Origin of the sequence: Oricola indica (genome assembly GCF_019966595.1) — a bacterium.
In the GTDB taxonomy this organism is placed as follows: Bacteria; Pseudomonadota; Alphaproteobacteria; order Rhizobiales; family Rhizobiaceae; genus Oricola; species Oricola indica.
The window spans coordinates 140,940-162,898 of record NZ_JAINFJ010000003.1 but is presented as its reverse complement, the minus strand read 5'-3'; the positions used below and the strand labels follow the sequence as shown (position 1 = coordinate 162,898).

24 protein-coding genes and 1 tRNA gene are annotated in these 21,959 nt (G+C 61.1%); 9 read left to right on the top strand and 16 right to left on the bottom strand.

Translation table 11 applies throughout. The annotated features are described in order from the left end of the window. The first annotated feature begins 3 nt into the window (after nucleotides 1-3). Nucleotides 4-663: a hypothetical protein gene (locus tag LC343_RS09565; protein ID WP_223476897.1), complete on the top strand. Its 660-nt coding sequence runs from the start codon at nucleotides 4-6 to the stop codon at nucleotides 661-663. A gap of 90 nt (nucleotides 664-753) precedes the next feature. Continuing rightward, complete coding sequence (locus LC343_RS09560) at nucleotides 754-2,106, top strand: hypothetical protein (RefSeq protein WP_223476896.1); 1,353 nt, start codon at nucleotides 754-756, stop codon at nucleotides 2,104-2,106. Here the strand turns inward: LC343_RS09560 and LC343_RS09555 are convergent, their stop codons facing one another. The 4 genes from LC343_RS09555 to LC343_RS09540 all read right to left on the bottom strand — a co-directional run bounded on the left by LC343_RS09555 (nucleotide 2,107) and on the right by LC343_RS09540 (nucleotide 6,006). Beyond that, on the bottom strand, nucleotides 2,107-3,999 hold the full coding sequence (locus LC343_RS09555; RefSeq protein ID WP_223476895.1) for an ABC-F family ATP-binding cassette domain-containing protein: 1,893 nt from the start codon (nucleotides 3,997-3,999) through the stop codon (nucleotides 2,107-2,109). 293 nt (nucleotides 4,000-4,292) lie between these two features. Continuing rightward, complete coding sequence (locus LC343_RS09550) at nucleotides 4,293-4,811, bottom strand: DinB family protein (protein WP_223476894.1); 519 nt, start codon at nucleotides 4,809-4,811, stop codon at nucleotides 4,293-4,295. 173 nt (nucleotides 4,812-4,984) lie between these two features. Next, a complete protein-coding gene (locus LC343_RS09545; protein ID WP_223476893.1) occupies nucleotides 4,985-5,545 on the bottom strand; it encodes a hypothetical protein in 561 nt (186 codons plus the stop codon). A gap of 272 nt (nucleotides 5,546-5,817) precedes the next feature. Further along, a complete protein-coding gene (locus tag LC343_RS09540) occupies nucleotides 5,818-6,006 on the bottom strand; it encodes a hypothetical protein (RefSeq protein ID WP_223476892.1) in 189 nt (62 codons plus the stop codon). 326 nt (nucleotides 6,007-6,332) lie between these two features. On the opposite strand from LC343_RS09540, the gene ndk reads away from it, so the two are divergent. Then, the gene (gene ndk / locus LC343_RS09535) at nucleotides 6,333-6,755 is read left to right on the top strand and encodes a nucleoside-diphosphate kinase (RefSeq protein ID WP_223476891.1); all 423 of its coding nucleotides are present in this window, start codon (nucleotides 6,333-6,335) and stop codon (nucleotides 6,753-6,755) included. Nucleotides 6,756-6,804: 49 nt separating this feature from the next. Here the strand turns inward: ndk and LC343_RS09530 are convergent, their stop codons facing one another. Then, nucleotides 6,805-7,242, bottom strand: coding sequence for an acyl-CoA thioesterase (locus tag LC343_RS09530; protein WP_223476890.1), 438 nt, complete (start codon nucleotides 7,240-7,242; stop codon nucleotides 6,805-6,807). A 136-nt stretch (nucleotides 7,243-7,378) separates the two neighbouring features. Between LC343_RS09530 and trhA the strand changes: the two genes are divergently transcribed. Next, complete coding sequence (gene trhA, locus LC343_RS09525; protein WP_223476889.1) at nucleotides 7,379-8,020, top strand: PAQR family membrane homeostasis protein TrhA; 642 nt, start codon at nucleotides 7,379-7,381, stop codon at nucleotides 8,018-8,020. Between the two features lie 61 nt (nucleotides 8,021-8,081). After that, nucleotides 8,082-8,157: transfer RNA gene (locus LC343_RS09520), tRNA-Ala, on the top strand. Nucleotides 8,158-8,273: 116 nt separating this feature from the next. Here LC343_RS09520 and LC343_RS09515 read toward each other — a convergent pair. Further along, nucleotides 8,274-8,534: a hypothetical protein gene (locus LC343_RS09515; protein WP_223476888.1), complete on the bottom strand. Its 261-nt coding sequence runs from the start codon at nucleotides 8,532-8,534 to the stop codon at nucleotides 8,274-8,276. A 717-nt stretch (nucleotides 8,535-9,251) separates the two neighbouring features. Between LC343_RS09515 and LC343_RS09510 the strand changes: the two genes are divergently transcribed. Then, nucleotides 9,252-10,562, top strand: coding sequence for a PqqD family protein (locus LC343_RS09510; protein ID WP_223476887.1), 1,311 nt, complete (start codon nucleotides 9,252-9,254; stop codon nucleotides 10,560-10,562). A 30-nt stretch (nucleotides 10,563-10,592) separates the two neighbouring features. Here the strand turns inward: LC343_RS09510 and LC343_RS09505 are convergent, their stop codons facing one another. The 6 genes from LC343_RS09505 to LC343_RS09480 all read right to left on the bottom strand — a co-directional run bounded on the left by LC343_RS09505 (nucleotide 10,593) and on the right by LC343_RS09480 (nucleotide 15,764). Next, entirely contained in the window at nucleotides 10,593-11,051 is a 459-nt protein-coding gene (locus LC343_RS09505) for a molybdenum cofactor biosynthesis protein MoaE (protein WP_223476886.1), read from the bottom strand. Between the two features lies 1 nt (nucleotide 11,052). Further along, the gene (gene moaD / locus LC343_RS09500) at nucleotides 11,053-11,310 is read right to left on the bottom strand and encodes a molybdopterin converting factor subunit 1 (protein ID WP_223477268.1); all 258 of its coding nucleotides are present in this window, start codon (nucleotides 11,308-11,310) and stop codon (nucleotides 11,053-11,055) included. Then, a complete protein-coding gene (gene pgsA, locus LC343_RS09495) occupies nucleotides 11,307-11,903 on the bottom strand; it encodes a CDP-diacylglycerol--glycerol-3-phosphate 3-phosphatidyltransferase (RefSeq protein WP_223476885.1) in 597 nt (198 codons plus the stop codon). Before pgsA ends, moaD begins: the two co-directional genes overlap by 4 nt. A 55-nt stretch (nucleotides 11,904-11,958) precedes the next feature. Continuing rightward, on the bottom strand, nucleotides 11,959-13,977 hold the full coding sequence (gene uvrC / locus LC343_RS09490; protein WP_338018578.1) for an excinuclease ABC subunit UvrC: 2,019 nt from the start codon (nucleotides 13,975-13,977) through the stop codon (nucleotides 11,959-11,961). Nucleotides 13,978-14,042: 65 nt separating this feature from the next. After that, the gene (locus LC343_RS09485) at nucleotides 14,043-14,804 is read right to left on the bottom strand and encodes an SDR family oxidoreductase (protein ID WP_223476884.1); all 762 of its coding nucleotides are present in this window, start codon (nucleotides 14,802-14,804) and stop codon (nucleotides 14,043-14,045) included. A gap of 15 nt (nucleotides 14,805-14,819) precedes the next feature. Next, nucleotides 14,820-15,764, bottom strand: a complete 945-nt coding sequence (locus LC343_RS09480; protein WP_223476883.1) for a calcium/sodium antiporter — start codon at nucleotides 15,762-15,764, stop codon at nucleotides 14,820-14,822. A 245-nt stretch (nucleotides 15,765-16,009) separates the two neighbouring features. Between LC343_RS09480 and LC343_RS09475 the strand changes: the two genes are divergently transcribed. Continuing rightward, complete coding sequence (locus tag LC343_RS09475; RefSeq protein ID WP_223476882.1) at nucleotides 16,010-16,654, top strand: outer membrane protein; 645 nt, start codon at nucleotides 16,010-16,012, stop codon at nucleotides 16,652-16,654. 59 nt (nucleotides 16,655-16,713) lie between these two features. On the opposite strand, the gene LC343_RS09470 is transcribed toward LC343_RS09475, so the two are convergent. Further along, entirely contained in the window at nucleotides 16,714-17,316 is a 603-nt protein-coding gene (locus LC343_RS09470; protein WP_223476881.1) for a glutathione S-transferase family protein, read from the bottom strand. On the opposite strand from LC343_RS09470, the gene LC343_RS09465 reads away from it, so the two are divergent. Then, nucleotides 17,315-17,644, top strand: a complete 330-nt coding sequence (locus LC343_RS09465; RefSeq protein ID WP_223476880.1) for a hypothetical protein — start codon at nucleotides 17,315-17,317, stop codon at nucleotides 17,642-17,644. The genes LC343_RS09470 and LC343_RS09465 overlap by 2 nt on opposite strands. 27 nt (nucleotides 17,645-17,671) lie before the next feature. Here LC343_RS09465 and LC343_RS09460 read toward each other — a convergent pair whose 3' ends face one another. The 3 genes from LC343_RS09460 to LC343_RS09450 all read right to left on the bottom strand — a co-directional run bounded on the left by LC343_RS09460 (nucleotide 17,672) and on the right by LC343_RS09450 (nucleotide 19,809). Continuing rightward, on the bottom strand, nucleotides 17,672-18,364 hold the full coding sequence (locus tag LC343_RS09460; protein WP_223476879.1) for a ribonuclease T2 family protein: 693 nt from the start codon (nucleotides 18,362-18,364) through the stop codon (nucleotides 17,672-17,674). Nucleotides 18,365-18,382: 18 nt separating this feature from the next. Further along, complete coding sequence (locus LC343_RS09455) at nucleotides 18,383-18,844, bottom strand: hypothetical protein (RefSeq protein WP_223476878.1); 462 nt, start codon at nucleotides 18,842-18,844, stop codon at nucleotides 18,383-18,385. 107 nt (nucleotides 18,845-18,951) lie between these two features. Next, the gene (locus LC343_RS09450; RefSeq protein ID WP_223476877.1) at nucleotides 18,952-19,809 is read right to left on the bottom strand and encodes a 23S rRNA (adenine(2030)-N(6))-methyltransferase RlmJ; all 858 of its coding nucleotides are present in this window, start codon (nucleotides 19,807-19,809) and stop codon (nucleotides 18,952-18,954) included. A 47-nt stretch (nucleotides 19,810-19,856) separates the two neighbouring features. On the opposite strand from LC343_RS09450, the gene LC343_RS09445 reads away from it, so the two are divergent. Continuing rightward, nucleotides 19,857-21,959, top strand: a complete 2,103-nt coding sequence (locus LC343_RS09445; protein ID WP_223476876.1) for a molybdopterin-containing oxidoreductase family protein — start codon at nucleotides 19,857-19,859, stop codon at nucleotides 21,957-21,959.

The following is a 21,959-nucleotide window of genomic DNA, read 5'->3' as shown; positions in this document are numbered from 1 at the left end:
TTCATGCGGTTTCTCGGGCTGATCATCCTGCTCGCCGGTTCGGTGGCGGCGTTCGGCGGACAGTTTTTCGACATTCGCCCGGGCGGTTTCGAGATCGGACGCTACACGATCTTTTCATCCACGGATGGATCCAGTCCGGCCTCCGTCTATATCGCGAACGATGACGGTCCCATTGCCGTGTCGGTGGAGGTCGTGATCCCCGCCGATGCTTATAATGCTTATCGGGAATCGAGGATGATCCTCGACATCGAGGACCGGCGCGGGCTCTTCCATTCCACTCCCATCCTGTTTTCGTCGAAATCCGCATTGCACCTGGACAACGGAAACCTGCTGGCCGAGGTCGTGACGATCGATGATATCCTGCCGGGCGATTACACGTTCACGCTCAAGCCGGGCGATTTCGACAATCTGCCTGTTCTGTCGGCTGACTTGATCCTTCAGGGCAATATGGGCGGTTTCCCATACGATCTCCGTCCTATCGGCTTCACGATGATCGTCATCGGTGGCGTCATGCTTCTGCTCGGGGGACGCCGCCGGCGCAGGCGTTCACAGCCGGCTGCGCCAGCATCGAAGACATCCTCCATCGGTTATCGACAGGCGGAACCGGAACCTGAAAAGAGCAAGCCCGCCATGAAATGGGGCAGGGGCGGCGATCAGGAGTGACCTCCCGCGCATGGCGGCCCCGCAATGTTGCTTTTCGCCTGAACGCCCCGATACAAGAGACCCTCGCACCCGCAGTAGAGGGGCCGTAACTTGAAGAAGCCTTGGTACCGGCGCCGCAGATTTCTGCTTCCGCTCTCCATTCTGCCGGTCATTTTGATCTTTGTCGGTCCATGGCCGGCGGACAACACCCCCTATGCACAGGCCGGTTATTTCTCGGACACCGTTCGCCGGCTCGATGTGCCCGCTTCCGCGACAGGCCGACTTCGCGCGGGGTTTGCCGAAGTCGAGATTACACCTCCCGTCGGACACCAACTCGCTGGCTTTACAGGCAGGAGACCGTTCGCTTCGGATTCGGTCTTTTCGCGCTGTTATGCCCGGGCTCTGACCCTCGCTGTCGGCGACGTTGAGGTCACCGTCCTTGCGGTCGACCTTCTGCTCGTGAATGACGAACTGGCAGGCGCGGTCTTGGCCGACGCCGGTCTTGAACCCGGTGAAATCTTCTTTACGGCCACCCACACGCATGGCGGACCAGGCCAATGGGCCGATCATCCGCTCGAAAAACTCATCATCGGCAATTATGACGCCGACTATGCGAAACGCCTTTCGCAGCAACTCGCGGACGCCGTGTCGCAATCGCGTGCGGAACTGGTTCCGGTGGAGACCGCGCTCGTCACTGTCGAGGCGACTGGAACCCAATGGAACCGAATCGACAGGAAGCGCGCCACTTTCGATCAACTATCCGCGCTCCTGTTTCGTCCGCTCGATCGTCCGGATGGACCGCCCATTGTGGCGCTCGCCAGTTTCGGCGCGCATGCCACGGTCGCCGGCCACCACAGCCATGCGATCAATGCCGATTACCCGGGCGCCCTGGTCGACCGGGTAAGGGCGGAGACCGGCGCGACCAATGTCATGTTCGCGGCCGGCTCCGTGGGGGACGCGTCAGCGCTTCGCCCTGCCGCAGAGACGCGTGAAGAGATGGCGGTCAAGGTCGGCGAGCGCCTTGCCGATATGCTGACCGCTCCGATCCAGGAAGCCGGGTATGATCAGACGGCGACGCTCGCCAATGCCTATCTGCCGGTCGAACTGCCGCCTGTCCGCGTTCCCGTAACCAAAGCATTGCGGCTCAGTCCGCTATCGACGCGCTGGGTCGCTCCCGACCACTCGCATCTGCATGCCTTGCGTATCGGACCCGCGATGCTGATCGGCTTTCCCGGCGATTACTCCGGAGAACTCGCCGGCCGGCTTGCAGACGGCTTGAGCGATACGGGCCTGACCGTGATCCCGACAAGTTTCAATGGCGACTATCTGGGATACGTGATCAGTGACGACGACTTTTTCGGCGCTGCGAAATACGAAACGCGCATCTTGAATTTCCACGGTCCCTGGCTCGGGCCCTATCTGAATGACCTTGCCGCGCGGCTGGCGCGAAGCATGGCGGACTGATCAGGCGTCCGCCATCGCTTCCTCGTACTCGGCTGTACAGGCGATCCAGTTCTCCTCCCATTCGGCGATCCTGCTTTCCAGATAGGATCGCTTCTTCGAGAGCTCGATCACCTTGTCGCCGTCATTGGCGACGTCCGGTTTTGTCATCTCGGCCTCGATGGCGAGGATTTCTTTCTGCGCCTTCTCGATCCGGCTCTCGAAGTCGGCGATCTTCTTCTTGAGCGGCGCGTATTCCTTGCGCCGCGCCGCGGCCTGCTTGCGCCGTTCCTTGCCGGACAGCGATGGCGTGGCCGGATCGTCGCCGTTTTCGGTCCCGCCGGATTTGACCGGGCCCTTCAGGATAAGCTTGCGATAGGCTTCCAGATCGTCGTCATAGGGTTCGACGGCCCCGTCATGGACCAGCCACAGGCGCTCGACGCAGGCCTCGATCAGGTGCCGGTCGTGGCTGATCAGGATAACCGCGCCCTTGTAGTCGTTGAGCGCTTCCGCCAGCGCCGACCGGCTGTCGATGTCCAGATGGTTGGTCGGTTCGTCGAGGATCAGCAGGTGCGGCGCGTCGAAGGTGACGAGGCCGATCAGAAGCCGTGCGCGCTCTCCGCCGGAAAGGTCCCTTGCCTTGGTGTTCATGCGGTCGCCGCCAAGGCCCATCTGCGCGACACGGGCCCTGACCTTGGCTTCGGGCTGGTCGGCCATCAGCGCCCGCACATGGTCATAGGGCGTATGTTCGGGAACGAGGTCGTCCAGCTGGTGCTGCGCGAACATCGCGATGCGCAGCTTGTCGGCGCGAGTCACCTTGCCGCCCATCTCGGGGAGGCGCTTCGCCACGAGCTTGGCGAAGGTCGACTTGCCGTTGCCGTTGGCGCCGAGAAGCGCGATGCGGTCGTCCGCATCGATGCGCAAATTCAGCTGCTGCAATATCGGATTGCCCTCGACATAGCCCGCGCTCACGCCTTCCATGGCGATGATGGGCGACGCCGGCTGGCGTTCGGGCGAGGGGAGGCGGATCGGCTGTACGTCGCTGTCGATGGCGATATCGACCTGCGCCATTTTTTCCAGCGCCTTCAGGCGGCTCTGTGCTTGGCGCGCCTTCGAGGCCTTGGCGCGAAAACGTTCGACGAACGCTTCCATGTGCTTGCGCTTGGCGGCCTGCTTTTCCGCCATCTTGGTCTGCTGCATCAGTCGCTCGGCCCGGGCGCGGGCGAACTGATCGTAATTGCCCCGATAGAATGTAAGCTTGCGATGCTCCAGATGTAGGATCGCATTGGTGGTCGAGTTCAGCAGATCGCGGTCGTGGCTGATGATGATGACCGTGTGCGGATAGCGCTGGACGTAGTTTTCCAGCCACAACGTGCCCTCGAGGTCGAGATAGTTGGTCGGCTCGTCGAGCATCAGCAGGTCGGGTTGCGAAAACAGAACCGCGGCAAGCGCGACGCGCATCCGCCAGCCGCCGGAAAATGACGAGCAGGGCATGGATTGCGCTTCGGCGTCGAAGCCCAGACCGTGCAGGATCGCACCGGCGCGCGCCTCCGCCGAGTGCGCGTCGATATCGCTCAGGCGCACATGGATCGCGGCGATACGATCCGGATCCGTCGCGGTCTCCGCCTCGGCCAGAAGCGCGGTTCGTTCGCGATCGGCGGCCAGAACCACTTCGAGCAGCGTCTCTTCCGTTCCAGGCGCTTCCTGCGCCACCTGGCCGATGCGCAGGCCTTTCGGCAATTCAATCGAGCCGCTTTCTGGAGAAAGCTCGCCCGTCATCATCTTGAACAGGGTCGTTTTGCCGGTGCCGTTGCGGCCGACGAGACCGACCTTCATTCCCTCGGGAACAACGGCGGTGGCGCCTTCGAACAGCGGGCGGCCCATCATGCGGAAGGTGAGATCGGAGATTTGCAGCATGGCGGGCTTGTGGCTGAAACGGGTGCGAAGCGCAAGCCGTCCGCGGGAACGGAAAACCCTGTGTGTTCCGTACCGATGGTCAGGCCGTCTTCGACATCCGGAAGCGCCCGATCCTGCCCGGGGCCCCAAGGCAGAAAACTCTCGACCCGTGTTCGTTGGGTTGGTTCACCACATTCGCGAGGCGGGCCGTCTGATTGGGGTATTCGCAGCGCAGCGCGCATGATGACGATGCCGGCATGTTTCATGACCGCGAAGATTCGGACGTCGGAACGCTGGCTGCTCTGTCTTCGCCCTCAGGCGAAGGGCCGCCCTTCATCGGTGCGCAGGAAATAAATCAAGTCCAGCGACGGTGGTTCGTGGCCGAGGACCGACAGGATCATATGCGCATGGCCGCGATGATGGGTCTGGTGATTGAAGAAATGGGCAAGCGGCGGCGCCAGCGGCTGTGTCACTTCCTTCGGGTTGGTGACCGGAGTGTATGAGAATAGCCCCGCCAGCGCTTCCTCGGTCAGTGTCTCCACCCAATCGACAATGCGGTCGTCCATCTTTCCGCGCTCAAACCTGAGTTCGGCGAAGTCGGGATGCGGAACATCGCTCAACACCCTGTGCGTTTCGCCCGTTCCGGTAAATCGGTTCATCCAGATCCGGTCGGCGACCAGGATGTGATTGAGCGTCCCTTGCATCGAACCGAAAAACGCATGCACGTCGCGGGACCATTCGTCTTCCGACAACAGTTCCGCAGCGTCGTAGAGGCGGGCATTCGCCCAGCGATTATAGGCCGCGAACATCGCATAATGCCGTAATCCGTCCATCGCGCATTCCCCTAGTCTGCCGCATCCATTGGATGCCAGAGGAAACGAGGCCGGACAAGATGAAAGGCGATGCATCCGCTGTTCGACCAGCTGCGCGATTTTCGCCGAGAGGCGGCCTGTGGCACGTATGAAAACGGGCGGCCATGCCGGCCGCCCGAATTTGATCGATCCTTTTACTTGAGCAGGATCAAACGGCAGAGTTCCCGCAGTTCGGACGGATACTTGTTGGCGTTGACGACGCTTTCGCACGGCTTCTTGTAACGGGCGATGTCGTCGCCCGACATCGATGCGACAATCGTTTCGATGTCGTCGGAGCCGCTTCCCGAACCGTCGCCATTGCCGCCACCCAGCAGGTCGCCGAGACCGATCGAGATGTCGGCATCGGCTCCGTCGCCGCCGGCATTGACGCCGACTTCGGCATTCACGCCGTCTCCGCCGCCGATATTCGCATTCACGTCCGCAGCAACGCCTTCGTCGCCTCCAAGTGTCGCACTGGCGTCCGCATCGACGCCGTCATCGCCACCGATCGAAGCTGTCGCATCGGCGTCGATCCCGCTGCCGCCGCCGACATCAGCGCTCACATCGGCATCGACGCCTCCAGACCCGCCGACATTGGCGCTGACGCCGCCGCCGTCGCCGACCGAGACATCGACCTGGGCATGGGAGGGGGAGGCGAAGGCAAACACGCTGGCTCCGATCAGAAGAGCATAAATATTCCGGTTCAGGGTATGCATGGAAATTCTCCTTGATCCAAAATGTCCTTCAGCTTCATGCCGGACATGAACTGGAAATGGGCAGCAAAACGAATGGTTCGGAAAGTATTTCTTGGATAGGGAATTTGGAAAAGAAACAGTAAAGATATTGGTTTAGTGCCGCACGAATGTGTTTCAATTTGAAGCGGCATCTTTCCGATACGACTATCGAATAGCGGATCGAGGAAGATGAAAAAGAAACAGGCCGCTTTTCAGCGGCCTGTTTGGGAAGTCATTTCCCGTCCTAAGGCGATTCATTCACCCGAAATGCGGTCTTCACTGTCGGAAAATTCGGTCACGGCGGAAAACGGGTTCGTCGAGTCGCAATCGCGGTTGCGGTCGAAAGTTCTAATCACTTCCGGATCGACGGTGTGGGCCTGCCTGGAAACAGTAAAGGAGCAAGCGCGCGCCAGCATTTCGAGAAACTCGTCTGCATTTCGCATGCTTTACCTCCTTTCCTTGCTTCGTTGCGGGCAATCGTTTCGCCAGAGCCGGGAAAATGCGGCGGAAGGAAAGTCGTTCCGCGCATCCGCGAAACATGGAAAACGAACGGTTAACAAAGAACGGATCGCTTATCCTTCGCTCAGGCGGGAAGGGCGGTCGCGAGCGAAGCGGCCTGTGTGAGAAGCCGCGCTGAAAACCCTCTCGCCGGGGCGCCCCAATCCGCCTGACGCGTGGTGTGGCGGGCCCCTTGGCAAGGCTGGCGCGGACCGCTATAGACCGCGCGAATTCCAATTCTCCCCCAATCACGACCAAGAGGACTGTTTACATGGCCATCGAGCGCACCTTTTCCATGATCAAGCCGGACGCCACCGCGCGCAACCTGACCGGCGCGATCACCCAGATGCTGGAGGAGGCCGGCCTGCGCGTCGTCGCATCCCGCCGCGTCTGGATGAGCCAGCGTCAGGCCGAGGCGTTCTACGCCGTTCACAAAGAGCGCCCCTTCTTCGGCGAACTGACGGAGTTCATGTCGTCGGGCCCGACGGTCGTTCAGGTGCTTGAAGGCGAGAACGCTATCGCGAAGAACCGCGAAGTCATGGGCGCGACCAACCCGGCCGACGCGGCAGAGGGCACGATCCGCAAGCGCTTCGCCAACTCCATTGGCGAGAACTCCGTGCACGGTTCCGACGCTCCGGAAACCGCAGCCGAGGAAATCGCCTTCTGGTTCGCAGGCTGCGACGTCGTCGGCTGAGCCAAGCTGCATTCGTTTTGAAGAGACCGGGCCCCTGAGCCCGGTTTTTTCATGCCTGTTCGGAGATCAGCAATGTCTCGAACCACTCCCGGGCGTGCTTCGGCAGCGGGGAGGATTTCCGCGTCGTGGAGTCTGTCAGCACGACTACGTTTTCGGCCGTGGCGCAGCATCGCCCGTCCTTGAAGATCGCCTGTCGGATGCTCACGGACGATCCGCCGATCCGCGTGATGCCCGTCCCGATCGTCGCGTCGCCGGGCCATGTCATCTCGGCCATGAAATTGATGGTGAGCTTCACGATCGAAAAGTGACACCCTTCCGGCGGCATGCCACGTGCCGGATCATAAAGCACCGGCGTGCGGCCGGCTTCCGACAGCGTCGCATAGACCGCGTTGTTGACATGGCCGGCGCTGTCCATGTCGGCGTAACGCAGCGTCTGGACGGTCTGCGAGGGAAACGCTTCGAGGGGAAGGTTGGCGGGGTCTGTCATGGCAATGGCTCCGGTATAGTCGTCCCGAAAGCCGATACCCCATTGTGCGATGCGACAAAACGCCTTCATACTGCTTTGACACTGTGTTGCTGCAATTCCTGATATAGGGTTTGCTCGAACCAGCCGCGGAGGGACCATGACCTACCCCGATTACACGCGTGCCGAGCGCATTGCCGATGGCGTCATTCATGTCGTCGGCATTACGGCGAGCGTGATCGCGGTCGCCATTCTTCTCGTCATCGCCGTGCCGACGCTCGAAATGTCCTATTCGACCGCGCTCGCCATTTATGGCCTGACGGTCGTGACGCTTTTCAGCGTGTCCGCGGCCTATCACATGATCAGCCATGCCGGCTCGAGGGCGGTTCTGCGCAAACTCGATCAGGCGGCGATCTTTCTTAAGATCGCGGGCACCTACACACCGCTGGTTTTGATGATCGGGACCGCGTTTTCCTATGCCGTTCTGGCTTTCGTCTGGATCGCGGCCCTGTTGGGCGCGGTCGGAAAGGTTGCCTTCGGACACAGGCTCGAAGGCGTTTCCGTCGGTATTTTCCTCGTACTGGGATGGGCCAGCCTGACACTTGCCTGGCCGATCTTCGCCACGCTGCCCATCGCGGTCTCCCTGCTGATATTGGCGGGAGGGGTGCTCTACTCGATCGGCGTCATCTTCCATGTCTGGGAAGGGCTGAAATACCAGAACGCCATCTGGCACGCCTTCGTGCTTGCCGCGTCCTCCTGCCATTTCATAGCCGTGACGACCGGCGCTTTCGCCCTGGCCTGACAGAAAATTTTGCCGCCCCTCTGGACAAATGCGTCCGTGTGCATCAGTGATTTGCGCTGTTGGGGCCGTAGCTCAGATGGGAGAGCGCGTCGTTCGCAATGACGAGGTCAGGGGTTCGATTCCCCTCGGCTCCACCAGTTTTCCTCAAAGCGAAAACTCCCGGAAACGGGCTGCATAACCGGGATTGGGTCGAGATTATGCGGCGCGTCGGGTTCCGGATTTTTATCCGAACTGTCGCCAGAAGCGCAGCGGGTCAGTGATGCACGTGATGCCGATTGTGCAGATGTGCGGATATCCAGCGTAGAGCGGCCCCAATGGCGTATCCCAGAATGCCCCAGATTGTGGCGAGAAACGCGAACAGGCCAAGCCCTATGATAATCGAGGCGTTCTCGGGTCTGGACGTAAAGGATATGTCGACCGCGCTGTAGGTCGCGAACAGGGCGCCGCCGAAGCCGAACACAAGCCCGTTCCTGCGAACCAAGCCTGTCACGAAGGAAACGATGGGTTCGAACATGGACAACACCTCGGGTTACGCGACACCGTTCCGAGATTAGTTGCCGAGAGGTTAACCGGGCGTTTCAAATGCCTGCGAAATCTCCAACATTCTCATCGCTATTGGAGCGTCTTGGAAGGCGGTGACTCGATGATCGCTTCATCGAGCAGACCCTCTTTGGACTGCAGCGCGAGGCTTAGAAGCGCATTGGCGACTTCGTTTTCCGTCCAGCCTGTTTTCAGGGCGCGTTAAACCAATGCCTGAATCTGCCATAGCAAGTCCATTTCGCAATCGAGGTCGCTGTCGCCTTTAGCGTTCGTCGTGGGCCCTGGCGTCATATAGTGTTCTCATATTATACCCCACATTACGTAGCGTAATTTGAGAGTCGAGTTTTGGATAGTCTTGTTGCGTGGGGAATTGGGGATAGGCCTGGTCGCAGTTTCGGTTCTAGACCCTAAAACAAGCCGGGCATTGGAACGATCCGGACCTATGCGCGCGAAGTGAAGCCACTGCGTCATGGCGTTGTACACCTTTTTCACAGACGGCCGCGCTGATGATGTCCTACCCATTCTCCTCGGAAAACATAGGGGGAATCCCGGGTAATGTCTGGTGTCGAAACTTTTAACTTGGACGACGTTAATCGAGCCAGTGAGTGTCCACGACACCGCGCAAAACAGAGTGTTAGCGAAGAATGCCCATGCTACCGGTCGAACGAAAAAGCGAAGGTGAGGTGGCTGTATGACTGAAATACCCAAACTTGTTCAGACGGATGGGTATTTTGAGCAAACCGCTGATGGCGGTCATCGATTGGTCAGTGCACTTTCGAAACAACCGATAGCGATGGACGAGATTGCGTCGGTGATCTGGCGGATGTGCGACGGCAGTCGGGACGCGATTGAAATCTCGCAGGAGATCGCCTCGTTCTATCCGCAGGACGGTGCCGCGGTTTCAATCGATGTCATCAACGCGCTGGAGAAGCTGGCGGAGTTCGGGGCGCTGAGGGCGCGTTCCGGAGAAAGCGGGTTCGCGAAAGATGCGAGCACGCCCGGACATGGCAAGATTCTTGTCGCATGTTATTGCGAACCGGCCAATCATTCGCTGAACTGGCAGCTTCACGCGCTTTACCAGTCTTTCCTCGATCTGCAGCATCCGGATTTCGATTTTCGGGTCACCATCCCGTCTGGAGCGGAAGGCCTGATCGATCCGCGTATCCCTTATCGTTTCGCCGAGTCGATCAAGCAGACGTTCAAGCATCCGATGTTGAAGAAGCACGGATTCAACGGATATCCCTACGCCAATCATTTCCTGTCGGTGTCAGAGGAAGATACCGCTTACGATTATATCCTGGCCTGCGATGTGGATACGTTGCTGCTGCCTGCGCTGACAGGTACCCGTCCGGCCAAATTCCTGACCGGCGGCGGCGGATACAAGACGGATGTCACGCATCAAAGATTGAGTGAGTTCGCGCAGAGGCAGGGATACGAGAACTTCGGCCGTCACTCCAATATCGGACCGACCTGGTACGGAGAGTCGAGCCTGGTCGTGAAATCGGCAAGTGAAGTCCTCAAAACGATCCCGATCCTGCTGAGCGAAGCTGACTGGCAAGACACAAGTTGGCCGGATTGGTGGATCGGCGTCCTCGCCCTTTATTCCTCTGAAATTGTGCTCAACGAGATGGTCCCCGATCTGGAGATTCGAAGAGGCGTTTTGGATGCCCATACCGATAATAAGGAACCGAACGATGCCATCCACATGCATATGTGGCACACGAGCAATTACAGGGAGGAATTCTCGAAATTTGCGTTCAACGACGGTGTATATGACCGCGAAGATATCGCGCTGACGGGCAAGGCGGGGTTTGCGCTCGAATACGCTCGACGCGGCAGGCTGCTGGGTTCGGCAGCGCGTTTGCATCATCTCCTGCTTTCGAAGGATGCGGATGCGACGGCCGGATCGGTTAACGGGACTGTGCGGGGTTCGAGGCCCGATAGCAGTTCGCCATCGGCTATGACATCGCTGGTACGATTGTTCCGCCGTCTGCGCGGTTGAAGTCGACGAGCCGGTGAACGGCGATGCGACTCACCACCGTTCGGCGGCGGTATCGTCTGCCTGTTTCGCCTCGACCCAGCCCCCGTCGCTGCTGTCGGTTCGATGCTCCTTCTTCCAGAAGGGCGCTCGCGTTTTCAGGAAATCCATCAGGAAATCGGCCGCTTCGAAGGAAGCCTGACGGTGGGAGGAGGCGGCCGCAACCAGGACGATATTCTCGCCGGGCGCGATTTTTCCGTAGCGATGAATAACGGTCAGGCCGGTCAGCGGCCAGCGTTCAGCCGCTTGCCGGGCGATCCGGCCGATTTCCGCCTCGGCCATGCCCGGATAGTGCTCCAGTTCCAGCGCGGACAATGTGCCGTTCTCGTCGCGGCAGAGGCCCGTGAAGGTGACGACCGCGCCCACATCGGTGCGGTCCTCCGTCAGGCGGGCGCTTTCGGCTGCGGCGTCGAAATTGTCCCGCTGAACACGAATGACGGGCTCTGCCGCCATCTCAGCCCCCGGTCATCGGCGGAAACAGTGCGATCTCGCGCGGCGCGCCAAGCGCCTCGCCATGCTCGACATGTTCCTGATCGACGGCGATGCGAATGGCATTGTCCATCGCCAGCGCGGCTTCGTAATTCTCGCCACGCGTCTTCATCCAGGCAAGCAGGTCCGCGCCGGTCTTCACCGTCTCCGGCAAGTCCACATCCTCCTCGGGAAGGCCGATGCGTTCGCGCACCCAGGCGAAATAGACCAGCTTGGTCATCAGCGGTCCGCCTCGTCATTGATCACGTGTTTCAGCCCGGAGCGGAAATAATCCCACCCGGTATAGAGGGTCACGATTGCCGATATCCACAGCAGCACGTGACCCGTCTCGGTGACATAGGGCACGATCTTGTCGCCTGAAGGGCCGGCAAGCAGGAAGCCGATCGCGACAAGCTGGATCGCGGTCTTCCATTTGGCGAGCCACGTCACCGGCACGCTGACTTCCAGCGAGGCGAGATACTCGCGCAAACCCGAGACCAGGATTTCCCGGCACAGGATGATGACTGCCGCCCACAGGCTCCAGTTCTTCAGCGATCCCTCGGCCGCCAGAAGCAGCAGCACGACCGAGACGACAAGCTTGTCGGCGATCGGGTCGAGCATCCGCCCGATATTCGAGGTCTGTTGCCACTTGCGCGCGAGGTAGCCGTCGAGGAAATCGGTCAGGCTCGCGACGATGAAGATACCGAGAGCAAGCCAGCGCGCGAAATCGCTCGATTGCAGCCGTCCCTCGAGAAAGAAACAGAGCACGATCAGCGGCACCGCGAGGATACGCGCGTAGGTCAGGATATTCGGCAGGTTGTAGGCGCTGCGTGACATAAAATGTGAGAAGCACCGGAAGCCGCGCCGGTCAAGTGCGGCATCTCATCCCGTTTCACTGCGATTGGCGGAAATGGTCGTAAATCTGGCGCGCCATCGCCTCGGAAATCCCGTCGACTTTCTCGAGGTCGTCGAGTGCCGCGCGCGCCACGCCCTTGGCGGTTCCGAAATGATGCAAAAGGGCGCGCTTGCGTGCCGGTCCGATGCCGCCGACCTCGTCGAGCGGGTTCTTCACCATCTCCTTCTTGCGCCGCGCGCGGTGAGAACCGATGGCAAAGCGGTGCGCCTCATCTCGTAACCGCTGGATGAAATAGAGCACCGGATCGCGGGGCGGCAGCGTGAAATCGGCCTTGCCCGGAATGAAGAACCGTTCGCGCCCGGCATCGCGATCGACGCCCTTGGCGACACCGACGACGTCCACCGCCTTGTCGACGCCGAGGTCCTTCAGGATCGTCATCACGGCATTGATCTGGCCGAGCCCGCCATCGATCAGCAGCAGATCCGGCCAGGCGGGCAGGGCATCGGAAACCGGATCGGCCTCGTCGTCTCCATTCACCGCCTCGCGGTCGGGAATGCCTTCTTCCTTGACCAGCCGCGAGAAACGCCGCTCCATGACCTCGCGCATCATCGCGAAATCATCGCCGGGCGTCGCCGTTTCGGACTTGATGTTGAACTTGCGATACTGGTTCTTCGCAAATCCCTCCGGACCGGCGACCACCATCGCGCCGACCGCGTTCGTTCCCATGATATGGGAGTTGTCGTAGACCTCGACACGGCGAGGCACGCGCGAAAGCTGCAGCGCTTCGGCCATGCCCGCCATCAGCTTGGCCTGCGAGGAGGTCTCGGCAAGCCGCCGGCCGAGCGCCTCCTTGGCATTCGCCAGCGCGTGATCGACGAGATCGCGCCGTTCGCCGCGCTGCGGCCGCGTCACGGTGACCTTGCGCGGTGCCTTCAATGACAGCGCTTCGGCCAGCAGATCGCTTTCCGGCAATGTTTCGGAGGTCAGGATCAGGCGCGGCACCGGCTTGTTGTCGTAGAACTGCGAGATGAAGGCGCCGAGCACATCCTCCGGCTCCAGCGCAGTGTCGGCCTTGGGGAAATAGGCGCGGTTGCCCCAGTTCTGGCCGGTCCGGAAGAAGAACACCTGAATGCAGGTCATGCCGCCCTGCTGCTGGATCGCGAAGACGTCGGCTTCCTCGACCGTTTGCGGATTGATGCCCTGATGGCTCTGGACGGCGGTCAGCGCGGAAATCCGGTCGCGATAGATGGCCGCGCGCTCGAAATCGAGATCCTCCGCCGCCGCCTGCATCGATTTCGACATGTCCGCCTGCACGGCCTGGCTGCGCCCGGAGAGGAACGCCTTGGCCTCCCTGACCAGTTCCCCATAGCCTTCCGTGGAGATTTCGCCGGTACATGGGCCGGAACAGCGCTTGATCTGGTAGAGCAGGCAGGGGCGCGTGCGGCTCTCGTAAACACTGTCGGTGCAGGTTCTGAGCAGGAAGGCGCGCTGCAGCGAATTGATCGTGCGCCCCACGGCGGACGCCGATGCGAAGGGCCCGAAATAGTCGCCTTTCTTCGTCTGCGCGCCGCGATGCTTGAAGATGCCGGGTGCTTCGTGGTCGCCGGTGATCAGGATATAGGGAAACGACTTGTCGTCGCGCATCAGCACGTTGAAGCGCGGACGCAGTCGCTTGATCAAATTGGCTTCAAGCAGCAGCGCTTCGGTCTCGGTGCGCGTCGTGACGAATTCCATCGCCGCCGTCAGCGTGATCATCTTTGTGATGCGGTTCGAATGGCCTCGGCCCTGCGCGTAGTTCGTCACGCGCTTCTTCAGGCTCGCCGCCTTGCCGACATAGAGCACGTCGCCATCGGCATTGAACATGCGATAGACGCCCGGTGCGTTGGGCAGGCGTTTCACATAGGCCTTGATCAGCTCCGCGCCATGCAGTTCTTCGGAAAGATTGTCTGCCGTGTCCCAGGCAAGGTCCTTGCCGAGCGTCGCGACGACGGGATCGTCGCCGCCATCGAACTCCGCCTCGGCGATCTTGTCTTCGAGAATCGGTTTCGCGTTCATCGGTGCATATCAGCTCTCGGAGGCCGCATCATCAATAGCTCTCGTGCGAATGCTGACAGATGGGGCTATTCGGCTATTCCCGCAACGTCCGGCGTTTCCCACGCCAGATGCTGGCCGCCATCGAGCGCGATCATCTGCCCGGTGATCGAGCCGTTTTCCGCGAGATAGCGGATTGTCGCGCCGATTTCCGTCAGCGCCGCCCCATGCCGAAGGGGCACCGCCTCCTGCTGCCGGGCGAAATCATCTTCGTTTTGCCGCGCGCTCTTCAATGTCGGTCCCAGCCCGATTCCGTTGACGCGGATCTGCGGGGCCAGGGCCTGCGCCATTGTCCGCGTCGCGGTCCAAAGCGCGGATTTCGAAAGCGTGTAGGAGAAGAAATTTGGTGTTAGCCGCCACACGCGCTGGTCGATCATGTTGACGATGAGCCCGTTCGTTCCGGAGGGAAGGGCGGCCGCGAAGGCCTGCGCGAGGAAAGCAGGGGCTTTGACGTGGATGTCGAAATGCCGGTCCCACACATCCTCGCTCAATTCGCCCAACGCATCATGTTCGAAGACGGAGGCGTTGTTGACGAGAAGGTCGATCGGACCGGCGAGATCCGTCGCCTGCGCGATGAGGGCGGTCATCCCCTCCGCCTTGCACAAATCGGCCTGCACCGCATAGGCGTCAGCCCCGGCGGCGCGCAGCGAATTCGCAAGCGCCTCCGCTTCAGCGAAGGAACTGTTCGCGTGGATTGCGACCGCATAGCCGTTCGCCGCGAGATCCTCGACGATAGTGCGTCCGATACGTTTCGCTCCGCCCGTCACGAGCGCGGTTCCCTTAGCCTGCACCTGCAATCTCCGCTCTCAGAATACCATCACGATATAGGTGAGATAGGCCACGCTCATGATGGCGCCCAGTGTCCGGCCCGTCGTAATCCGCCCAAAACAGATCACGGCGAGCGCCACGGAGGTGGCAAGCATGATCCACATGTCACGTTCGATCATGATGTGCGAAACGGGTACCGGAATGATCAGGCCCGTTATCCCCATGATGGCGCCGATATTGAAGATGTTGGAGCCGATGATGTTGCCGAGCGCGACGTCGACTTCCTTGCGCCATGCCGCGGCCATGGTGGTCGCGAGTTCCGGCAGAGATGTACCGATCGCGACGATCGTCAGTCCGATGGCTGCCTGCGATACGCCGAAGGTCTCGGCCAGGTTGGACGCGCCGGCGACTGTCAGTTGTGCGGCGATGGGCAGGCCGATCAGGCCGCCGGCAAGGTAGAGCGCGATCCTGCCGGTTGCGTGGGGCAGTTCGCCGAGTTCCTCGTGATAATCGTCGGGTTGCTCGTCCTCGACATGGGCGCGGGCTCTCAACACTTGCGCGAGAATGAAAAGCAAAAGCCCGGCAAACAGCCCGGCCGCCTCCAACCGGTCGAGCCTGTCGTCGCTGATCATCCACATGAACGCGACAGTGAAGACCAGCATGACCGCAACATTGCGGGCCAATCCGTGCTGTTTGGCATGGATGGCTGCGATGATCGCCGGGATACCCATGACAAGCAGCACGTTTGCGATGTTCGAACCGACCACGTTGCCGACCGCGATATCGGGCGCGCCGGACAGGGCGGATTGCAGCGAAACGACGAGTTCCGGTGCCGATGTCCCGAAGGCGACGACCGTGAGACCGATGATCAGCGAAGGGATTCCCAGGCTTTCGGCCAGGCCCGCCGCACCTTTTACGAGGTAGTCGCCGGCAAATACGAGGAGAACCAGGCCGGCGGCGAGCATGATGAAGTCAAGAAGCATGGAGGTCCGTCTGAAAACAGCGTGTTTCGTCTATATAGGCATGGATTTCAGGAAGGAAGGGAGCGCCGCGGTGTTGCGCGTCGAACACACTCCCGAACTGTCATTTTTCGGCCACTGAATCTCCTCAATCCAGCAACGCAATCGCCGCAATCGGGAACGAAATCTTCGGCAGGGAGTTTGGGGCACGAAGCGTCCGAAACGCAAAAGCATCGGGCGCGATACAGACGACCTTCAAGGAGAGTGACATGCGTATGTTTGCAAAATTGGCCGGAGGAATCGCCATCGTGGCGCTCGCCGGCAACGCCGCCCTGGCCGCGGATGCCGTCGAGGCGCCGCCAGAGCCGCCGATGGCCGCCCCGATCAATATCGTTCCGGCCGACACATGGTCGGGAGTCTATGTTGGTGCCTTCGGCGGTTACGACTGGGCCCGGTTCGACGCCGATACGGGCGATATCGACGCCGACGGCTGGAACGGTGGCGCCTTTGCCGGCGTGAACTTCCAGAACGGTGCCTTCGTCTACGGTGCGGAAGGTGACGTCGGCTATTCCGGCGCAACCGGTTCGGACGGCGCCAATGACGTTGACCGTGGTGTGTTCGGTTCGGTGCGTGGCCGCCTTGGCTACGCTGTTGATCCGTTCATGGTTTACGGTACCGCCGGTCTGGCTATCGCCAACAACGAAATGGACGACGGGGTGGGAAGCGACACCAACACCCATCTCGGCTGGACCGTTGGCGCTGGCGCCGAGGCCCTGCTGACCGACAACGTCTTCAGCCGTCTCGAATACCGTTATTCGGACTACGGCGCGAAGGATTACGATCTCGGTGGCTCGACGGTCTCGTCCGGCTTCAACGAGCACAGCGTGAAAGCCGGTATCGGCCTGAAGTTCTAACCCGGACGCAATCCGGCAACACGGGCCCGTGCGGAGCGATCCGCACGGGCTTTTCTTTTTTACCCGTGCGACTTTAGCGTCTCGTATTCCGGAAACTGCTTCGCGAACCGGTCCTCGAAGCGTTTCAGCTTCGGCCGGCCACGACGCCAGTTGAGGTCGGGGAACCGCAGGTCGAGATATCCGAGCATTGCCGCGACGGCGAATTGCCCTCCGGTCAGCTTGCTTGTCACGCGCGGTGCGTTGTCATTGAGCCAGTCGAGACCGCGCGTCACCTTGCGCGCCTGCAGATCGAGCCATGGCTGGTGCACTTTCTCTTCCGGCCGGAAGCGCTTCTCGTACACCTGCGCAAGAAGGCAATCGCACAGCCCGTCGCCAAGCGCCTCCATCCGTTCGGCCTCCATCCGCTTCGCCGCGTTGCGCGGAAACAGCCTGCGGCCGCTCATGCGATCGAGTTCCTGCATGATCGCGCGGCTGTCGAACAGCGCCGAGCCGTCGTCGAGAATCAGGGTCGGGATCTTGCCGAGCGGATTGTTCTCGACCAGCAGGGCCGGTTCGTCATTCGTGTTCACGGTCTCCGGCTCGATCCCGAGGTCGAGCCACGCGGCCGCCATGCGGACCTTGGCGCTGTAGGGGGAGGCGGGCGAATAGAGCAGGCGTGGCATGGGTGATCTTCTTCCTTTGTCAGATGGCGGCAGACGCCGCCGGCACCCCGAAATGAACGGGCTGTGTTTCCCTTATAGATGGAACGGAGCGTTCCGGAACACGTTTCCTCTGCAGTCGAAACGGTGGCGCGACGGTAGTCGCACGCAGCACCAGGAGAAGCAAAACATGAAACCGGACGATAACAGCGAATCGATTGCCGAGGAAAACCGCGAAGCTCGCCGCGAGAAGTCCGATGATAACGGCAAGGGCGCCGCGGATCGCAAGAAACACTCTGGTGATTCGAGCGGCCCGATTGTCAAGGAAAACCACGAAAACGGCGAGGAATAGGCCGGCAAAGCCCCGGAATGGCGCTGCTCAGCGAGCAGCCGGCATGACCGCGCCATCCTTGGAGCAGGCGTTCGCATCGACTTCCGGACACGCGACGAACCCGGCGAGATCGCGCGACAGGCAGATGCGCACCTCGCGCAGATACCGCCGGTCGCAAGTCACGGCGATCGCGTCGCCCGGCATGCCGGGATTGGCGGAAACAAACGCATCCTCGACCGTATCGGGATCGACGGTCCGGATACTGCTGGCGGCAGCGAAGGAGGCCGGAATGGCGATCGCTTCGAACGCCATCCGCGTCGCGATAAAGTAGTCTTCCTGCGACAGGCCCGAACAAGTGCCGTGTTCGCGCCATTCATGACGGATCAAGCCCGTCGACGGCATGATGTCGAGCATCGAATCGGACAGTACGCGCGATACGCCGAGCGGCCGGTCGGTAGGGCACTCCGTCGGATAACCGGTCGTGAACTGCGGCCACAAGCCATGCACGACAAATCCGAAGGGATCGTCAGCTTCGCATTGCTGCCGGTTGGCACGGTCGCCGAAGGACGCGCAGTAGCTGGGCGACCATGACAGGGCGAGAACATAGAAATCGAAACCGGTGCCGAGGGGAACCTCTAATGTCTCGGCGGCCGATATCGGACCGACCGATCCCGCTTCCTCGCACCCGGCGAGGGCGACAGCCGTCGCGAAACCTGCCGCGATGCGGGTCAGCAAACGCATGAGATGGACAGGGATAGCTTAGCGCAGAACCCGGCAGTAACCGTCATAGACGTTCCAGCGGTCGAGGCCCGAAAGGCAGAACTCGACATTGTCACCGAACGCGCCAGCGAAACCGGCGCCGAATTCCACCAGATACCAAAGCGTGCGGTTGTGGCCATCCGAGGTCGTAGCCGATGCGCGGCAATAGAGCTGGTCGACCGCGCGGGCGCGCTCGGAGCTCGGCACATAGCGGTTTTCGCGGATCTGCGTGATCGACGAGATCGACAACTCCGGCCAGTGGTGGACTTCGCGCGCCTGGATGCGGAAGCGCCGCTCGATCGACTTCAGATAGGAATCCTTGGCGCATGCCGAGTCGGGCTGGGCCACGACATAGGAGCCACCCGGCGCGATCAGATCGGCAGCCAGCGCGGTCATCGGAGCTGTTGCGAACACTGCCGCGGCAAGGACGCCGCGAATGGCAGAAGAAATCCGGGTGGTCATTGCGAGGTCTCCTTGCGCAATCCGTTGCCGATCTGATTACCCCAATCGCCTTCGGCAGTCACCCCGCAACCTATGGCAGTGATGTCACAGTCGGAATGTGAAAAACGCTATTCGCCGGCGAGCCAATTGATCGCGTAACTTCCCGATCCCTTGCGGAATTCCAGCACGGAAGCCAGCCATGGCAAAATCGTGCGCAATTCCGATTCCAGCGCGTAGGGCGGATTGACGACGATCATGCCCGAGCCGTCGAAACGCACATCGGCGCCCGACGAACGAACCTCGAGCGAGGTATCGAGGATTCGCGGGATCTTCAGCGCCCTGAGTTCGTCCCGGAATTCCGAAATACCCTTGCGGTGCTTGACCGGATACCAGAGCAGGAACGTACCTGTCGCGAACCGCTTGTGGCCGTCTTTCAACGCCGTGAGGATGTTGAAGAACTCGTGATAGACCTCGAAAGGCGGATCGACGAGCACGATGCCCCGGCGTTCCTTCGGCGGCAGGTGGGACTTGATGCCGAGCCAGCCGTCCAGCTTTGTGACACGTGCCTGGAAGTCGCCCTCGAAATGAGAATGGAGGACCTCGAAGTCTTCCGGGTGCAATTCGAGTGCGGTCAGCCTGTCCTGGTTGCGGAACATCGCGCGCGCGATCATCGGCGAACCCGGATATTGCGTCAGGCCGCCTTCCGGATTGAATGAACCAACAGCGTCGAGATAGGGCGCGAGCAATTCACGAACATCGGCCGGGGCGTTGTCCGCCGCATCCAGAACCTTGCCGATTCCCGTTTTCCATTCGCCCGTCTTCTGCGCCTGGTCGGACGACAGGTCGTAGAGACCGAGACCGGCATGGGTATCGAGCACGCGGAATGCGGCTTCCTTGCGCTGCATGTAGGCGATGACGCGGGTCAGCACGATGTGCTTGAACACATCTGCGAAATTTCCGGCGTGAAATATGTGGCGATAATTCATGGCATCGCTCCTATCGCGCCACGCGCCATCAGGCTAGTCTTTCCGCCATGAATATCGCGCCCAAGATCGACACATTCCGCTCCACCTGTCCGCATGACTGCCCGTCCTGCTGCGCCCTCGAAGTCGAGGTCGCCGACGGCACGCGTATCGGCCGGGTGCGCGGCGCCAGGGACAACAGTTACACCGACGGCGTCATTTGCGCCAAGGTGGCGCGATACGCCGAACGTATCCATCATCCGGACCGGCTTCTGCATCCGCTCATCCGCAGCGGCGCCAAGGGGGCCGGGGAGTGGCGGCAGGCGTCCTGGGATGCCGCTCTCGACCTCGTGGCCGAACGCTTTCTCGCTGCAGAGGAAAAATTCGGTTCGGAGACCGTCTGGCCCTATTATTTCGCCGGGACCATGGGTCAGGTGCAGCGAGACGGCATTCATCGTCTGCGCCACGCCAAGCGCTATTCCAACCAGTTCGACACGATCTGCACGAACATGGCCTGGACGGGCTTCGTCATGGGAACTGGCAGGCTCGCCGGGCCCGACCCGCGCGAGATGGCGAAATCCGACTGCGTCGTCATCTGGGGCACCAATCCGGTCGCCACCCAGGTCAATGTGATGGCCCACGCGATCAAGGCACGCAAGGAACGCGGCGCGACCATCGTCGCCATCGACATTTACGCCAACGACACGATCGCCCAGGCCGATATGGGCCTCGTCCTTCGGCCGGGAACGGATGCGGCGCTTGCCTGCGCGGTCATGCATGTAGCGTTTCGTGACGGCTACGCCGACCGCGATTTCATGAGAAAATTCAGCGACAAGCCGGCGGAACTTGAATCACATTTGCAGACTCGCACACCGCAATGGGCCGCGGCGATCACCGGCCTTGCCGTCGAGGACATCGAGGCCTTCGCCAAACTGGTCGGCACGACGAAACGGACCTTCTTCCGGCTCGGTTACGGCTTCACCCGCAATCGCAACGGCGCGGTCTCCATGCATGCGGCGGCCTGCGTGCCGACCGTGCTTGGCGCCTGGCAGCATGAAGGCGGCGGCGCATTTCACAACAATGGCGATATCTACCGGTTCGACAAGCGCGAACTGATCGGCGCTGCCCATGCGGATCCCGCCATTCGCTGGCTCGACCAGTCCAAGATCGGACGCGTGCTGACCGGTGACGCCGAAGCCCTTCATGGTGGCCCGCCGGTGACCGCCATGCTGGTCCAGAACACCAACCCGGCCAACGTCATGCCGGAACAGGCTCTGGTTCGGCAGGGGCTGATGCGTGACGATCTCTTCACGGTGGTCCATGAGCAATTCATGACCGACACGGCGGAGCTGGCCGATGTCGTGCTGCCGGCAACGATGTTCATGGAGCATGACGATATCTACAAGGGCGGCGGCCATCAGCACGTGATGCTTGGCCCGAAACTGATCGATGGGCCTGGTGAAACCCGGCCAAATCACTTCGTCTTCGAGGAATTGGCGAAACGGCTCGGCGTCTCGCATATGGCCGGCTTCGGCAAGACGGAGCGTGAACTGATCGACGCCGTCATTGCGCCCTGCGGCGAGACCTACGAAACACTGAGCGAAAAGGGCTGGATCGATGTCCAGCCGGATTTCGAAACCTCGCATTTCGTGAAAGGCTTCGGCTATTCCGATGGCAAATTCCGCTTTTCGCCGGACTGGATGACGGGTCCGTCGCCCACTCGGCCACCGGAGGTGCTCGGAGCGCAAGGCCCGGCGGGTCGGCTGCCGGCATTCCCCGATTACCTCGATCTCACGGAGGATCCGGACACCGAACACCCGTTCCGTCTCGCGACGTCGCCGGCGCGATCCTTCCTGAATTCCACCTTCCAGGAAACGCCCGGGTCGGTGAAGAAGGAACGCAGGCCTGAAGTCATGATCCATCCCGACGATGCGGCCTTACACGGTCTCCTGGACGGCATGCCGGTCGCGCTCGGCAATACGCGCGGTGAGGTCCACCTGCATTTGAAGATCTCGGATCGGCCGGGGCGCGGCACCCTGATCGCCGAGGGCCTGTGGCCGAACAAGGCGCATCTCAATGGCTGCGGCATCAACACGCTGACCGGCGCGGACAGTGTCGCACCCTATGGCGGTGCGGCTGTGCACGATGCCAAAGTCTGGGTGAGGGCGCTTTAG

Coding starts and splice junctions, on each gene's coding strand:
- LC343_RS09565 (WP_223476897.1), top strand. CDS start 4: ATGCGGTTTCTCGGGCTGATCATCCTGCTCGCCGGTTCGGTGGCGGCG.
- LC343_RS09555 (WP_223476895.1), bottom strand. CDS start 3,999: ATGCTGCAAATCTCCGATCTCACCTTCCGCATGATGGGCCGCCCGCTG.
- LC343_RS09550 (WP_223476894.1), bottom strand. CDS start 4,811: ATGGACGGATTACGGCATTATGCGATGTTCGCGGCCTATAATCGCTGG.
- LC343_RS09545 (WP_223476893.1), bottom strand. CDS start 5,545: ATGCATACCCTGAACCGGAATATTTATGCTCTTCTGATCGGAGCCAGC.
- LC343_RS09540 (WP_223476892.1), bottom strand. CDS start 6,006: ATGCGAAATGCAGACGAGTTTCTCGAAATGCTGGCGCGCGCTTGCTCC.
- ndk (WP_223476891.1), top strand. CDS start 6,333: ATGGCCATCGAGCGCACCTTTTCCATGATCAAGCCGGACGCCACCGCG.
- LC343_RS09530 (WP_223476890.1), bottom strand. CDS start 7,242: ATGACAGACCCCGCCAACCTTCCCCTCGAAGCGTTTCCCTCGCAGACC.
- trhA (WP_223476889.1), top strand. CDS start 7,379: ATGACCTACCCCGATTACACGCGTGCCGAGCGCATTGCCGATGGCGTC.
- LC343_RS09515 (WP_223476888.1), bottom strand. CDS start 8,534: ATGTTCGAACCCATCGTTTCCTTCGTGACAGGCTTGGTTCGCAGGAAC.
- LC343_RS09510 (WP_223476887.1), top strand. CDS start 9,252: ATGACTGAAATACCCAAACTTGTTCAGACGGATGGGTATTTTGAGCAA.
- LC343_RS09505 (WP_223476886.1), bottom strand. CDS start 11,051: ATGGCGGCAGAGCCCGTCATTCGTGTTCAGCGGGACAATTTCGACGCC.
- pgsA (WP_223476885.1), bottom strand. CDS start 11,903: ATGTCACGCAGCGCCTACAACCTGCCGAATATCCTGACCTACGCGCGT.
- uvrC (WP_338018578.1), bottom strand. CDS start 13,977: ATGAACGCGAAACCGATTCTCGAAGACAAGATCGCCGAGGCGGAGTTC.
- LC343_RS09480 (WP_223476883.1), bottom strand. CDS start 15,764: ATGCTTCTTGACTTCATCATGCTCGCCGCCGGCCTGGTTCTCCTCGTA.
- LC343_RS09475 (WP_223476882.1), top strand. CDS start 16,010: ATGCGTATGTTTGCAAAATTGGCCGGAGGAATCGCCATCGTGGCGCTC.
- LC343_RS09465 (WP_223476880.1), top strand. CDS start 17,315: ATGGGTGATCTTCTTCCTTTGTCAGATGGCGGCAGACGCCGCCGGCAC.
- LC343_RS09470 (WP_223476881.1), bottom strand. CDS start 17,316: ATGCCACGCCTGCTCTATTCGCCCGCCTCCCCCTACAGCGCCAAGGTC.
- LC343_RS09460 (WP_223476879.1), bottom strand. CDS start 18,364: ATGCGTTTGCTGACCCGCATCGCGGCAGGTTTCGCGACGGCTGTCGCC.
- LC343_RS09455 (WP_223476878.1), bottom strand. CDS start 18,844: ATGACCACCCGGATTTCTTCTGCCATTCGCGGCGTCCTTGCCGCGGCA.
- LC343_RS09450 (WP_223476877.1), bottom strand. CDS start 19,809: ATGAATTATCGCCACATATTTCACGCCGGAAATTTCGCAGATGTGTTC.
- LC343_RS09445 (WP_223476876.1), top strand. CDS start 19,857: ATGAATATCGCGCCCAAGATCGACACATTCCGCTCCACCTGTCCGCAT.